This window comes from Methylophilus sp., from assembly GCF_035460085.1.
Taxonomy (GTDB): Bacteria; Pseudomonadota; Gammaproteobacteria; order Burkholderiales; family Methylophilaceae; genus Methylophilus.
On the sequence record NZ_DATHWZ010000037.1, the window covers coordinates 1 to 14528 of the forward strand.

At 48.8% G+C, this 14528-nt stretch carries 10 protein-coding genes; 7 read left to right on the forward strand and 3 right to left on the reverse strand.

Features of this window, described 5'->3' with window-relative positions; all coding sequences use genetic code 11:
• Together VK958_RS06130 and tpx are read right to left on the reverse strand one after the other, a co-directional pair.
• On the reverse strand, positions 1-251 hold a 251-nt coding region (locus VK958_RS06130; RefSeq protein WP_325239867.1), incomplete at its 3' end, for a redoxin family protein.
• Between the two features lie 87 nt (positions 252-338).
• Positions 339-845, reverse strand: a complete 507-nt coding sequence (tpx, locus tag VK958_RS06135) for a thiol peroxidase (protein WP_325239868.1) — start codon at positions 843-845, stop codon at positions 339-341.
• Between the two features lie 188 nt (positions 846-1033).
• Here tpx and dnaE point away from each other — a divergent pair, with 188 nt between their 5' ends.
• From dnaE to VK958_RS06170, 7 genes are all read left to right on the forward strand, one after another.
• The gene (gene dnaE / locus VK958_RS06140; RefSeq protein ID WP_325239869.1) at positions 1034-4513 is read left to right on the forward strand and encodes a DNA polymerase III subunit alpha; all 3480 of its coding nucleotides are present in this window, start codon (positions 1034-1036) and stop codon (positions 4511-4513) included.
• Between the two features lie 23 nt (positions 4514-4536).
• The gene (locus tag VK958_RS06145; RefSeq protein ID WP_325239870.1) at positions 4537-5532 is read left to right on the forward strand and encodes an acetyl-CoA carboxylase carboxyltransferase subunit alpha; all 996 of its coding nucleotides are present in this window, start codon (positions 4537-4539) and stop codon (positions 5530-5532) included.
• 2 nt (positions 5533-5534) lie between these two features.
• Positions 5535-7004, forward strand: coding sequence for a tRNA lysidine(34) synthetase TilS (gene tilS / locus VK958_RS06150; RefSeq protein ID WP_325239871.1), 1470 nt, complete (start codon positions 5535-5537; stop codon positions 7002-7004).
• A 202-nt stretch (positions 7005-7206) separates the two neighbouring features.
• Complete coding sequence (locus tag VK958_RS06155) at positions 7207-9663, forward strand: TonB-dependent receptor (protein WP_325239873.1); 2457 nt, start codon at positions 7207-7209, stop codon at positions 9661-9663.
• 22 nt (positions 9664-9685) lie between these two features.
• The gene (locus VK958_RS06160; RefSeq protein ID WP_325239874.1) at positions 9686-11101 is read left to right on the forward strand and encodes a sigma-54-dependent transcriptional regulator; all 1416 of its coding nucleotides are present in this window, start codon (positions 9686-9688) and stop codon (positions 11099-11101) included.
• 199 nt (positions 11102-11300) lie between these two features.
• On the forward strand, positions 11301-12497 hold the full coding sequence (gene purT / locus VK958_RS06165) for a formate-dependent phosphoribosylglycinamide formyltransferase (protein WP_325239875.1): 1197 nt from the start codon (positions 11301-11303) through the stop codon (positions 12495-12497).
• Positions 12498-12503: 6 nt separating this feature from the next.
• On the forward strand, positions 12504-12932 hold the full coding sequence (locus VK958_RS06170; protein WP_325239876.1) for a group II truncated hemoglobin: 429 nt from the start codon (positions 12504-12506) through the stop codon (positions 12930-12932).
• 51 nt (positions 12933-12983) lie between these two features.
• On the opposite strand, the gene VK958_RS06175 is transcribed toward VK958_RS06170, so the two are convergent.
• Positions 12984-14528, reverse strand: coding sequence for a DEAD/DEAH box helicase (locus VK958_RS06175; RefSeq protein ID WP_325239878.1), 1545 nt, complete (start codon positions 14526-14528; stop codon positions 12984-12986).

Here is a 14528-nt window from a genome sequence, read left to right on the forward strand (position 1 = left end):
GCAGAGATACACAATACTGCGGTGTTGCTGGCTTTGCTGGCTTCTTTATTGAAGGTGCGTACAGAAGTCGCGCAAGTCGGTGTATCAATGCTAGGGAAAATATTCAGCACTTTACGCTTGCCGGCATAGGCGTCCAGGCCGACCAGGTTACGTTTGGCATCTGCCAGTTGAAAGTCAGGTGCGGTATCACCGACTGATAAAAATTTTCCGCCAACAGCGACCGGGTTACCTTTAAGCGTTACGCTTGCCATAATGTTTCTCCAAAACGGGTTAAGTAGATAAAGTAGCTACTGTAGCGCTTAGCGCGAAGGCAATCAACCTTATAAAAAATAAGGTAATCAGCGTGTAAGCAGCCTCAACGCTGTATCAAAGTCAGGCTCAGTAGCGAGGTCACTTACCAGTTCCACATGCAGCAGCTTGTCATTTTCATCTGCCACCATCAATGCACGTGCCGGTAAGCCGGCCAATTTGCTGGACATGATCAGGACACCGTAGTTTTTGAACATATCCCGGCCCCGCATGGTAGAAAGGTTAATGCTATGCGTTAAATGTGCTGCCTCGGAAAAGCGCGACATGGTGAATGGCAGGTCTGGTGAAATATTCAGTATGACGGTATTGGACAAACTTTTTCCCAGGTTTTCCAATGTGCGCACGCTGTGTGCACTGGTTGGGATATCAATGCCTGGGAAAAAATGCAGGATCTTGCGCTTACCCTGGAAGGATTCTAGGGTGATGTCTTCCAGCAAGTGGTTTACCAGCTGGAAGAAAGGTAATATTTCGCCCACACGCGGTAAATTGTCTTCCACTAGAATGGGCTCATCAAGTAATGAAATAGCGTGTGACATGATCAAACAGGCTTAATTTTATCAACAAGCCTGACATCATAGTGCATATTAACCAGCTGCTTAAGTGCTTTTTGCATATGTTAAGACTGTGGCTCAAGCCAAGTTTCGGCGGTCATTCAGGCCATGTCAACCAGATTATTTGCAGTGCAGGCCGGCACAAAAAAGTCGATGACAGGTAAAATAACACTATGGAATCGCCTCAAACTCCACCTTCGCCACCCGCATTTATTCATCTGCGTTGCCACAGTGAATACTCCATCGTGGACGGCACTGTGCGCATCGGCGATTATGTCAAAGCCGCCAAGCAAGACGGCATGCCTGCCATCGCATTGACTGACCTTGCCAACCTGTTCGGCGCGGTAAAATTCTACAACGCTGCACGCAGCAAAGGCCTGAAACCCATATTAGGTTGCGATGTATGGGTGGAAAACACCATACAACGTGATCAGCCTCATCGCATGTTATTGTTGGTTCAAAACCAGCAAGGCTACCGCAATTTGTGTGAGTTGCTGAGCAAGGCTTATCTGGAAAATCAGTACCGAGAACGTGCAGAACTCAAGCCTGAATGGTTAGAGGAGAAAAACACAGGTCTGTTGATGTTGTCAGGCTTTAATGCAGGGGACATTGGTCAGGCTTTGCAATCGGGTAACCAGGCACTGGCATTACAATCCGCCCGGCATTGGTCGCAGATTTTTCAGGGACGATATTATCTGGAAGTGCAGCGCGTGTATGATGCTGGCACTCAGGAAGTGCGTGCCCAGGAGCAATTGATACAGCAAACAGCTTTCATTGCGCAACAACTGGATTTGCCTTTGGTGGCGACACATCCGATCCAGTTTCAAACACCAGATGATTTTATGGCGCACGAAGCGCGTACCTGTATTGCTGAAGGCTATGTGCTCGCGGATAAACGCAGACCCAAACGCTTCGTGGCTTCGCAATATGTAAAAACCCAGGCAGAAATGCAGGCATTATTTGCTGATATGCCGACTGTGTTGCAAAACGCGGTGGAGATCGCAAAACGCTGCAACCTGACACTGACGCTGGGCAAGAGTTACTTACCGGACTTCCCAACGCCGAATGGTGAGAGTCTGGATGCCTTTTTGATAGACCAATCAAAACAGGGATTGGAAAAGAGGCTGCTTTACCTGTATCCCGATGAGGCGAAACGCGAGCAGAAGCGCACCGAATATGAGGAGCGACTGCAGTTTGAGTGCGGCATCATTATCCAGATGGGTTTCCCTGGTTACTTTCTTATCGTGGCCGATTTTATCAATTGGTCAAAAAATAACGGCGTGCCGGTGGGGCCTGGCCGGGGTTCTGGTGCAGGCTCATTAGTCGCCTATAGCCTGGGCATTACTGACCTCGATCCGCTGAAATATAACCTGCTGTTCGAGCGTTTCCTCAATCCTGAACGGGTTTCCATGCCCGACTTCGATATTGACTTCTGCCAGGAAGGGCGTGATCGGGTCATCGATTACGTTAAAAACAAATATGGCCTGGCATCGGTTTCACAAATTGCCACCTTCGGTACCATGGCTGCCAAGGCGGTGATCCGCGATGTCGGTCGTGTATTGGATCTGCCTTTTAACTTTGTCGATGGCATTGCCAAACTGATTCCACTCGAACTCGGCATCACCTTGGAATCTGCGCTCGAAAAAGAGCCGCAGTTAAAAGAGCGCCGCGAAAACGAAGAAGAAGTCGCAGAATTACTTTCTTTAGCGCTCCGTCTTGAAGGGTTGGTGCGCAATATCGGTATGCATGCCGGTGGCGTGCTCATTGCGCCAGGCAAGATTTCAGACTTTTCCCCGGTTTATTGCCAGCCCAATGGCGACAGCCTGGTTAGCCAGTACGATAAAGATGACGTCGAAGCGGTCGGCTTGGTCAAGTTTGACTTTTTAGGCTTGCGCACATTGACCATCCTCAATATGGCTTTAGAAAATGCCAATGCGCAACGCGCAGAAGAAGAGTTACCACCGTTAAATTTTGAAACTATTCCGCTGGATGACAAGCGTAGTTACCATCTGCTGAAAACGGCGAATACCACCGCGGTATTCCAGCTGGAATCGCGCGGTATGAAGGATATGTTGAAGCAGGCCAAGCCTGACCTGTTTGAAGACATTATCGCGCTGGTAGCGCTTTACCGACCAGGCCCGATGGATTTGATCCCCGACTTCTGTCGACGCAAGCACGGCACGCAGCGTGTCGAATATCCGCATGCTTCTACCGAATCTATCCTGAAAGAAACCTACGGAATTGCCGTCTACCAGGAACAGGTGATGCAGATTGCACAGGTGGTGGCCGGGTTTAGCCTGGGCGGCGCTGACTTGCTGCGGCGCGCCATGGGTAAGAAAAAACCGGAAGAGATGGTGATACAGCGTGAAATTTTCAATGAAGGCGCACTTAAAAATGGATTGACCCTGCAGCAATCGAACGACCTGTTTGACTTGCTGGAAAAATTTGCCGGCTATGGCTTTAACAAGTCGCACGCGGCGGCTTACGCATTGGTGGCATACCATACCGCTTACCTGAAAGCGCATTATCCGGCCGCATTCCTGGCCGCGACAATGTCCGCCGACATGAACAATACCGATAACGTGCATACGTTTTTTGATGACTGTGCCGGCAACCATGTAGATGTGTTGCCACCGGATATCAACGCCAGTATTTACCAGTTCAAGCCCATGAGTGCCCAGCAAATCCTGTATGGGTTGGGCGCAGTCAAGGGCACAGGTGGCGCTGCGATCGATTTGATTGTGGCTTCACGCGAGGCTGAAGGTCCGTTTAAAGATATTTTTGATTTTTGCCAGCGCCTGGATTTGCGGAAAGTGAATCGGCGTGTGATTGAATCGCTGATCCGGGCGGGTGCTTTTGATAAGCTTGAACCTAACCGCGCTGCATTATTGGCTGGACTGGATGGCGCAATCAGTGCGGCTGAGCAAAGAGCAGCCCATGCGGGGCAAGACTGCCTGTTTGGAGGCGTGGTCGAAACACAACATCAATTACCAGCAGTGACAGCGTGGAGCCCTGAACAGGCATTGCAGGAAGAAAAAGCAGCGTTGGGTTTTTACCTCAGCGGCCATCCTTACTTAAGTTACAAAGCGCAGCTTGGCCCATTTATTAAAGGCAACCTGGGTGAACTGACGCCACAAAACGAGCCTAAATTGCTAGCAGGTGTGGTGATGGGCGTGCGGGTGCGCATGACCCAGCGTGGCAAGATGGCCATCGTCACCCTGGATGATGCGGTAGGTCGTACAGACGTGGTGGTGGGCTCTGAATTGCTAATGCAACACGCGCAGTGGATCAAGGAAGACCAGCTGTTGATCGTCGAAGGGCGTATTTCCAATGACGAGTTTTCCGGCGGTATACGCGTCAGTGCCAGGAAGTTATATGACTTCGCTGCGGTGCGAAACCGCTTTGCACAGATGCTGACGCTAAGCTGCAACGGGCAATCGGACCTGCAGCGGTTGATGACGGTGCTGACGCCTTATCGTTATGCCAATGAGGAGCAAAAGCGCTGCCCGATCAAAGTCGATTACCATAACCAGTCTGCACAGGTCAGCTTAATGCTGGGTGATGACTGGCAAGTGGTGTTGCACGATGACCTTCTATTGAATTTACAAGGTTGGTTGTCAAAAGAAAATGTCAAAATCCTTTATAATGCCTGAACTTTTTAACTAAAGAATTCATAATGAGTGCCAAACGTTTGACGCCTAGTAAACTGACTTATCTTGATTTCGAGCAACCGATTGCCGGACTTGAAAAGCGTATTGAGGCTCTGCAGTCATCTCATGACGAGCATGATTCACTGGATATTTCCAAAGAGCTGGATTTATTGCAAAAGAAGAATAACAAGCTGCTGCAAGACACTTACCAGAATTTAACTGCCTGGCAAATTTCACAGGTCGCCCGCCATCCCCAGCGGCCTTACACCATGGATTATATCAACGCCTTGTTTACTGATTTCCAGGAGTTACATGGCGATCGTGCATTTTCTGATGATCCAGCGATTGTGGGCGGGACAGCTCGTTTTAAAGGTATCCCGGTGATGGTGATCGGTCATCAAAAAGGCCGCGATATCAAAGAGCGCCAATACCGTAATTTTGGTATGCCGCGTCCGGAAGGCTACCGTAAGGCCTTGCGCTTGTTCCGGTTAGCCGAAAAATTTCATATGCCTATCATCACGCTGATAGATACTCCAGGTGCTTACCCGGGGATTGGCGCCGAAGAACGTGGACAGTCCGAAGCGATTGCACGTAATCTTTATGTAATGGCAGAACTGAAAACCCCGATTATTGGTATTGTGATCGGCGAGGGGGGTTCTGGCGGTGCGCTGGCCTTAGGCGTAGTCGATCATTTGAATATGTTGCAGTATTCAACTTACTCAGTCATTTCACCTGAAGGGTGTGCTTCCATTCTTTGGAAAAGCGCCAGCAAAGCTTCAGACGCAGCCGAAACATTGGGCATTACCGCTGACCGCCTGAAGTCACTCGGCCTGATTGATACTATTGTGAGCGAGCCATTGGGCGGTGCGCATCGTAATTATGAAGAGGTGATGGAGCGTATTGGTCAGACGATCGCCCAGCAACTTAAAGCCTTGCAATCCAAAAAGATACCGCAGCTTTTGGAAACTCGTTACCAGCGTTTGATGAGCTACGGTAAGTTTAAAGCTGCCACTGACAAATAAGAGTGACAAATAACGCTGCATCTCTTGTATCTGCAAAGCTGGAGAAGAGCATTGCCTCTTTTCTGGCTGCACAAAAAAACCACACATCACCTTCGCACCTGCTGCTTGCGCTAAGTGGTGGTGTCGACTCTATTGTTTTACTGCATACTCTGGCGAAGCTTTCTTCGCAATTGCCTTTTACGCTTTCTGCCATGCACATTCATCACGGGTTGAGCCCACACGCGGATGATTGGTTAAGCTTGTGTGAACGCGTGTGTAGAGAAATAGACATACCGTTTTATGCTGAGAAGGTACATGTCGACTCTCGCAGTGGGCTAGGCGTCGAAGCTACCGCGCGTGAGGCCCGTTATGAGGCGCTAAAGCGGCAGCGGCAACAGCTGGCTGCGCATGCCATTGTCACGGCACATCATGTGCAGGATCAAAGCGAAACCTTGCTTTTACAATTGGTGCGTGGCGCCGGGGTAAAAGGCCTTTCCGCCATGAGTGCGTGGGATGCGGACCGCTTTCTGTTAAGACCCTTATTGCAGGTAAAGAAAGCAGATATATTACAGCTCGCGAACGCACTGCACTGCAAGTGGGTTGAGGATGAGAGCAACACAGACACCCGTTATGATCGTAACTTTATGCGTCACACGGCGATGCCTGTTTTACGTGAACGTTACCCGCAGTTAGATAGCGCGTTGTCGCGTAGCGCTAATCACATGGCAGAAGCGCAAATCCTGCTGGATGCTTTAGCCAGTCAGGATATCTGTGCATGCGATGTCCGGGATGAGTGGTTGGGCCAGTCTGTCGACATCCAGCGTCTGCGGCTGCTCGGCGATGTGCGTGCCAAAAATATGTTGCGCTACTGGTTCCAGCAGCTTGATTTACGTATGCCTAATACTGAGCAGTTACAGGATTACTGGCAACAATTATCTTCTGTAAAACCGCATCGCTATCTACATTTGCCTCTACACGGACAAGCGGGTAAGCGCCTGGCTTATTTGCATCATTATCAACAGCGCCTTTACTGTGCAGGCAAGCCCACGGCATTACCTAAAACACCTTTGGTGTGGCAGGGGGGTAAAAGTCAGATTTGGGGTGACTGGCAAGTCCATTTCAAAGTCAGTAAGGGGCGGGGGATTGCGCTAGCACGCCTTGGCGTCAATCCTGCAGCCATCACCTTGCACAGGCGCTATGGACAAGCTATGCCCAAGTTGGAGAACCTTGAGGTAATGCTTTTGCCAAGAGCCGGGGGTGAAACTTTACAGCCAGACACCAAACGTCCGCGTAGAGAATTGAAAGTCATTTTCCAAATGCTGGCTATTCCGCCTTGGCAGCGGGCGTTTTACCCCATAGTGCATGTCGCTTCGGCCGGATCAGATTCCCCAACACTTGTTTCACTCGCTTCCCTCGCAGTAGATGCCGCCTGGCAACCTGGCCGTAACGCTTATGGCCTGGAAATATCTCTGCTTCCCCTCAGTACATCATAAAAAATTGGTTGCTTGCAACCAATAACAACCATAAAATTGGCTATTTACAGCCGTTATTATGGTTGTTATACACCATTGTATTTTTAGCATATTGATTTTAAATGTCTTTTTCTTTGCTGCAATTGCGGAACAATAATTGCATTTGGGAATATGCTTTTTTATAAAAGTTAAAAATTAATATTCTCGGGAAAAGGATACCTTTATGAACAAAACTACTGTCAAGCCGCTATTGCTTGCCATAGTGTCTGCGTACGCAGCACAAACCGCCATGGTAAAGGCTGATGAATCATTGAATATTCAAAAAGTTGAAGTGTACAGTGCAACGCCTCTTAAAGGCATCGGGTTACCTCTGCACAAGGTGCCAGCCAATATCCAGATGGCGAACCCTGCTGCTATTAACAACCAGGTTGGTGTTTCGATCGCTGATTACATGAATAACAATATGCAAGGCGTGACAGTCACAGAATTGGGTGGCAATCCCTGGCAGCCGGAAATCAACTTCAGGGGTTATTCTGCTTCTTCATTGCTTGGTAATCCTCAAGGCTTATCAACTTACATTGATGGTGTGCGTATCAATGAGCCGTTTGGTGATGTGACTTCATGGGACAAGATTCCTAGTTTCGCGATTGGCGATATGCAATTGATTCCAGGATCCAACCCATTATATGGTTTGAATACACTGGGTGGTGCAATTGCGATACAGACTAAAAGTGGCCGTAACAACCAGGGTGCTGCGCTTGAGTACGAAGCAGGTTCATGGGGCCGTCAACGCGCTTTAGCCGAATACGGCGGCGTATCCAAAGATGGATCGGTCGATTACATGATCGGCTTCCAGCATACGACAGAGGATGGCTGGAGAAAATATTCACCATCACACGTAAACCAGTTGTTTGCCAAAACCGGATGGCAAAGCGAAACCACCAAACTGGATCTGACTTACATAGGGGCAGATAATAAGTTGATTGGAAACGGTTTAACGCCTGAATACCTGTTGAGCGGTGATCGTGACCAGATTCATACACGTCCGGATGCAACCAACAATTACTCACACTTCCTGGCATTGAATGGTAGCCATTGGTTAAGCAGTGACACGATGTTGTCTGGTAACGTGTATTACAAAAAATCCAACCGTAGAACTAAAAACGGTGACGGTTACGAAGGTGAAGTGGACGAAGGTGATACTTTAACAGGGTACCCAGGTGTTAATTGTGCTCCAGGCGGCGGTGATTGTGAGTTGATCGGTGCCGTAATGAATAACACACACACCAGCCAGAATACCTATGGCGCTACAGGTCAGGCCACTTTCAATCAGGATTTTCTTGGTAAAGAAAATCAATTCGTTGTAGGTGCTGGTTATGATTACAGCCTCATCCGTTTCAAACAATCTGAACAGATCAATATTGGCGACACGGAAGGTACTGTTGTTGGCGTTGGAGAGAGTGACCCGGTATTCGACGGCACGAGAGCGCCGGTTTTAGATGGCCCCGGCGCTTTGGGTCAGCGCCAAACCGTTGGCCTGACAGGCAAACAATATACCGGGCGTTTATTTGCTACAGACACCTTGTCGCTGAACGAATTCTGGCATCTTAATGCAGGTGCGAGCTGGAACTTCACCCGCGTAGACAATACTGATACCTTGCGCGGCCCGGCGTCTGCTGCCAATAACTTTAACAGCTTGACTGCAAAAGACAGTTACACACGTTTAAACCCGACTGTAGGTTTGACCTATACCCCTACCAAAGCATTGACTGTATATACCTCATACAGTGAATCCAGCCGTGCACCGACTGCGATTGAAGTGGGTTGTTCAAACCCTGCTTCCCCTTGCTTGCTGCCAGCCGCATTGGCAGATGATCCGCCTTTGAATCAAGTGGTTGCAAAGACTTATGAGTTTGGTGGCCGTGGCCAGTTAACGGATAACATCAACTGGAATGCCGGTGTTTACCATGCAGTTAATCATGATGACATTCAATTTACGGCAGCCAACACCCAGACCGGTGCTGGTTACTTCAAGAATGTGGGTAGAACCAAGCGCCAGGGGATTGATATGGGCCTGAGTGGTTTTATCGAGAAATTTAAATGGAGTGCTTCATACAGCTTTGTGCATGCAACCTATGATACCGATGTTGAATTCGTGAATGGATCGAATTCAGTGGGTGCAGCCAACACAATCAACGAAGGCGTATACACAGCACGATCCGGTGACCGGATTCCAGCGATTCCACAACATCAATTGAAGCTGCGTGGTCAATATTCTGTGACTCCAAACTGGAATGTGGGCACCAATGTGATTGGTTATTCAGACCAGTTTGTATACGGGAATGAGAATAACAGCCATCGATCAAACGCAGCTATTTGCAACAATGGGGATGATTGTGCGACTGGCAAAGGCAAGGTTAGCGGCTACTTTATCGTAAACCTGGATAGCCAATATAACTTTGGTAATGGCTGGAAGATGTTTGCCAAGGCAACCAATATTTTTGACAAGGAATATAACCTTGCCGGTCGTTTGGCAGAGAGCCTGTTTGATGCCAGCGGCACTTTCGGTGACGAAAGCAAAGTGCTTAGCCTGTTGCCAGGTGCACCACGTGCGGGTTGGATTGGTTTGCGCTATGAATTCAAACCTAAGCAATCCTTAGCTAGTTACGATAACGACTAATAATAAGAAATAAGGAGGATGCGTGCTTTCACAAATTTCATCATCTATGGATAAATCGATACTTTTACCTATCAAAAAGAAAATTTTGTTGGTTGAAGATGAAGTGCTTTTTGCACGCGCTGTAGTCAAGCGTCTGCAGAAAGCAGGGTTTGAGTGTGAGCACGCAGAGTCCCTGCATGATGCCAGGTTGCTTGTTAAGCAGTTTGAGCCGGATATCGTCTTGCTCGATATGCGTTTGCCAGATGGCAATGGCCTGGATTTGTTATCTGATTTCGTGGCAAAAAATATCAATACTATCGTCATGACAGCGTTCGGGGATGTGACTGACGCTGTGAATGCCATCAAGTTAGGGGCGATTGATTACCTCAAAAAACCCATCGATCTTGAAGAGTTGCTGTTAATCATTCAAAAGAATGAGAAAACTACTGACTTACAGACCAGCCTGGATTATTCACGCCAACGCGATACGTTGGCGAATGAATCCGTCCAACTGATAGGTGAGAGCGCGGCCATGCAAAGCGTGCGCCAGCAGATCACACGTATTGCCCAACTGAGCGGGCTTAGCGATGCAGTGCAGCCCACTGTGTTGATCACTGGTGAAACCGGCACCGGCAAAGATGTGGTTGCGCGTTACCTGCATGCCAGCTGTGTCAATCATGACAAGCCGTTTGTGCACGTCGATTGTGCTTCGTTACCCGCAGAGCTGATTGAAAGCGAATTGTTCGGCAATGAAAAGGGCGCATTTACCAATGCAGTCACTTCCCGGCCTGGCCTGATTGAGTCTGCCGAAGATGGTACATTGTTTCTGGACGAGATTGGTGAGTTGCCATTAGGATTACAGGCCAAGCTGCTGAATGTACTTGAAAGACGCATGGTACGCCGCCTGGGCTCAAATAAAGAGCGCCCGGTGCATGCACGTATTATTGCAGCGACCAATCGCGATTTGTACCAGATGTCAAACGAAGGCCGCTTCCGTTCTGACCTCTATTATCGCCTGAATGTCATTACCATGCAGATGCCGCCTTTGCGTGACCGTGGGCAGGATGTCATGTTGCTAGCCAACTATTTCAGGCAAATGACTGAAAAGCGCTATGCATTGCCGCACCATGAGTTCAGTCCGACCGCTTTAATTGCCATCCAGCAATACCGCTGGCCTGGTAATGTACGCGAAATGCGCCACCAGATCAGCCGTGCGGTGCTTATGTGTACGCAACCGGTGATTTCAGAGCTTGATTTGGGGCTACCCCAGGTGGGGCATCAATCCGCAAGCCCATCCGCTAGCAATGAAGCGCAGTTAACACTGGACGATGCTGAAAAAGCCATGCTGTTAAATGCGCTGGAACAAGCACGTAATAATGTTTCCAAAGCTGCCCGCATACTGGGGATCACCCGGATGACTATGCGGTACCGCATGGATAAACATGGGATCTCTGTCTGATGTGTTATAGGGTGTGCTTACTAAGTAGTTAGTTTTTCTAGAAATATAACTCGATATGAAAAAAGACCTCGCTGATGCGAGGTCTTTTTTCATATAGCACCTTTTGAAATCTCACTTTGCTTGTGTTTTAAATCAACTGCAACAAGCTGTCATGCAAATCGCACATGGTAGAATTGCACTTTTACATCGGAGTGCAACAATGATCGGGACCCCATTAAGTGCAAACGCGACCAAAGTCATGCTGCTAGGCAGCGGGGAGCTCGGTAAAGAGGTGATCATTGCCTTGCAGCGTTTAGGGGTAGAAGTGATTGCGGTTGATCGTTATCAGCATGCGCCTGGTCATCAGGTGGCGCATCATGCTTATGCCATCGATATGACCGATGCAGATGCGTTAAAAGCGTTGGTTAATCAGGTGAAGCCCCATTTTATCGTGCCCGAGATCGAAGCGCTGAATACAGATGCTCTGGCCGAAATCGAAGCTGCTGGTGTGACAGTCGTACCTACGGTGCGCGCAGTGCAACTGACTATGAATCGCGAGGGCATACGCCGCCTGGCCGCTGAAGAATTAGGTTTGCCTACATCTCCTTATGCATTCGCGCGTTCCGAAGCTGAGTTGCAAGCCGCCATTGATAAAGATATTGGCTACCCATGCTTTATCAAACCTACCATGTCTTCTTCTGGCAAAGGCCAATCACGCATCACACAAGCAAGTGAAGTGAAAACTGCCTGGGAATACGCAGCCAGTGGTGGGCGCGTCAACCAGGGTGTGGTGATTTTAGAAGGCCAGATCGATTTCGATTACGAAATTACCCTGCTGACGGTGCGTGCAAAAAATGCCGCAGGGCACATTGAAACCTATTTCTGTGCGCCAATCGGGCATGTACAAAAACAGGGGGACTATGTGGAAAGCTGGCAACCGCAAGCCATGCACCCGAAGGCATTGGAAAACGCGCAGGAAGTCGCCAGAAAAGTCACCGATGCGCTGGGTGGCCAGGGTTTGTTTGGCGTAGAGCTATTTGTTAAAGGCGAGCAGGTGTGGTTCTCTGAAGTTAGCCCACGTCCGCATGATACCGGCATGGTCACTATGTGCACCCAGCGCTTGAATGAATTTGAACTGCATGCCAGAGCTATTCTTGGCCTGCCAGTAGACGTATCACAACGTGAAGCGGGCGCCAGTGCCGTTATCTATGGTGGCGCGGATACAACTGCTCTTGAGTACCATGGGCTGGAAACGGCAATGTCTGTTGCCAATAGTGAAATTCGGTTATTTGGCAAACCGGAATCGTTCGTTAGGCGCCGCATGGGCGTGGCACTGGCTACTGCGGAAAATACCGAATTGGCGCGTGACCGTGCTAAGCAGGCTGCTGCTTTCGTGATCCCTAAAGTAGCTGGCTGATACACGATGGCATTAACTGATATCCAAGAGTCAAATTCGGCAAAGCAATCTTTGTTCGAATGGCTGGGCGGCGCGGAGAAGGGCACAGAGAATATCCGCCTGCTGGTAGAAACTTTTTACGATATCATGGATAGCGATCCTAAAGCTTCTGGATTACGCGCGTTGCATCCACAGGATCTGACCGAAACACGTGAAAAGTTATTCATGTTTTTTATGGGCTGGACAGGTGGACCGCAGCTTTATATTGAGCGATATGGTCATCCACGCTTGCGTGCCCGTCATATGCCGTTTACGATCGGTGAATCCGAGCGGGATCAGTGGATGTATTGCATGATAAAAGCCATGCACCAATGCCAGTTTGAGGAGAGCCTTATCCGGCATATGGCTAACCAGTTATATGGTGTGGCAGATTTTATGCGGAATCGCGAAGGTTAGATACGTTAGTGAAAAAACCAATAAAAATCCCCGTGAAAACGGGGATTTTTATTATGACTGAGCGTTTTCCACTTCTGCTTCGGCTAAGGCTGTTTGCTCTAAAGCCTCTTTCTGGCGGGGTTTGGCTGTATTCTGCCGTTTATTCTCGGCAGGGCGTGCTTTAGTTTTTGGTGTTGCCTTGAAACCAAATCCACCTAGCAACGCGGCAACTACCTTGCGTTTGGCTGATGACGGTTTAGTGGTCGGTGCCACTGTTGGTTTACTCGTTTCGACTACACCAGTTGATTCATAAGGCTGATAAAACCACGCATCATCAGAGTTTTTGGATTTTGATGAACGTTGACCAGGTGATCGTTGACCAGACGTGCGCTGACCAGAGGATTGACTGGGTTTGTCATCGGGCGTGCTGCTGGCAACTGTTTTTTCTTTAGGAATCTGCTTTTTAATCAGCTTTTCGATTTCATCAAAATACTTGGTTTCTTCCTCATCAATCAGCGAGATAGCGATACCTTTGGCACCGGCGCGGCCGGTACGGCCAATCCTGTGCACATAGTCTTCAGGGGAAGTAGAGATTTCGTAATTGATCACCAATGGCAAGTCAGTGATATCCAGGCCACGCGCAGCCACATCTGTGGCTACCAGGGCATGAATACTCCCCGCCTTGAATGCATCCAGTGCTTCAATACGTTCCTTCTGGGATTTATCACCGTGAATTGCGCTACACGGGATTTCAGCACGTTCCAAAGCGCGTGCCAGTTTACTGGCAGATATTTTGGTTTTGGTGAATATAATCACTTGCTGGCTGGCATATTGTTTCAGTAGCTGCACCAGAAAACGTTCTTTTTTATCTGAGTTAACCAGATAGGCTTTTTGTTCAACATTGTCATTAGTGGCATTGCTGCGAGCCACTTCGATCAATGTCGGTTTATTCAAGAAGGCATCGGCTAATCGTTTAATCTCATCCGAAAATGTGGCTGAGAACATCAGGTTCTGGCGCTGTTTTGGCAACAAAGCGAGTATGCGCTTGAGATCAGGCATAAAGCCCATATCCAGCATGCGGTCGGCTTCATCCAGCACCAGAAATTGCACCTGACTTAAAGACAGTGTTTTTTGCTCAACGTGGTCCAGGAGGCGACCAGGCGTGGCGACTAAGATTTCGACACCGTTTTTGAGTATCGGTGTCTGTGTCTTGATGTCAACGCCGCCGTATACCACCAGGCTACGCAAAGAGGTATGTTTAGCGTAAGTTTTAATATTGTCATACACCTGGATAGCTAACTCACGCGTAGGCGCCAGCACCAATGCCCGGATCGGATGTTTTGCCGGGGAGGTGCTGGTACTCGCGTGCGGAAGCAATGTATGCAAAATCGGTAGCGAAAATGCTGCCGTTTTTCCTGTGCCAGTTTGTGCACCTGCCATTAAATCCTTACGCTCAAGCGCTAAAGGAATAGCTTGGGCCTGGATAGGCGTCGGCGTTGTGTAGCCAGATTCTTCAATGGCTTTCAACAACGGCTCAGCCAGGCCCAGAGACCTAAAGTCTACAGCTGGCGGAGAATCTAAAGGTACACTCAAATCTACAGTATTTTGCTCTGACAT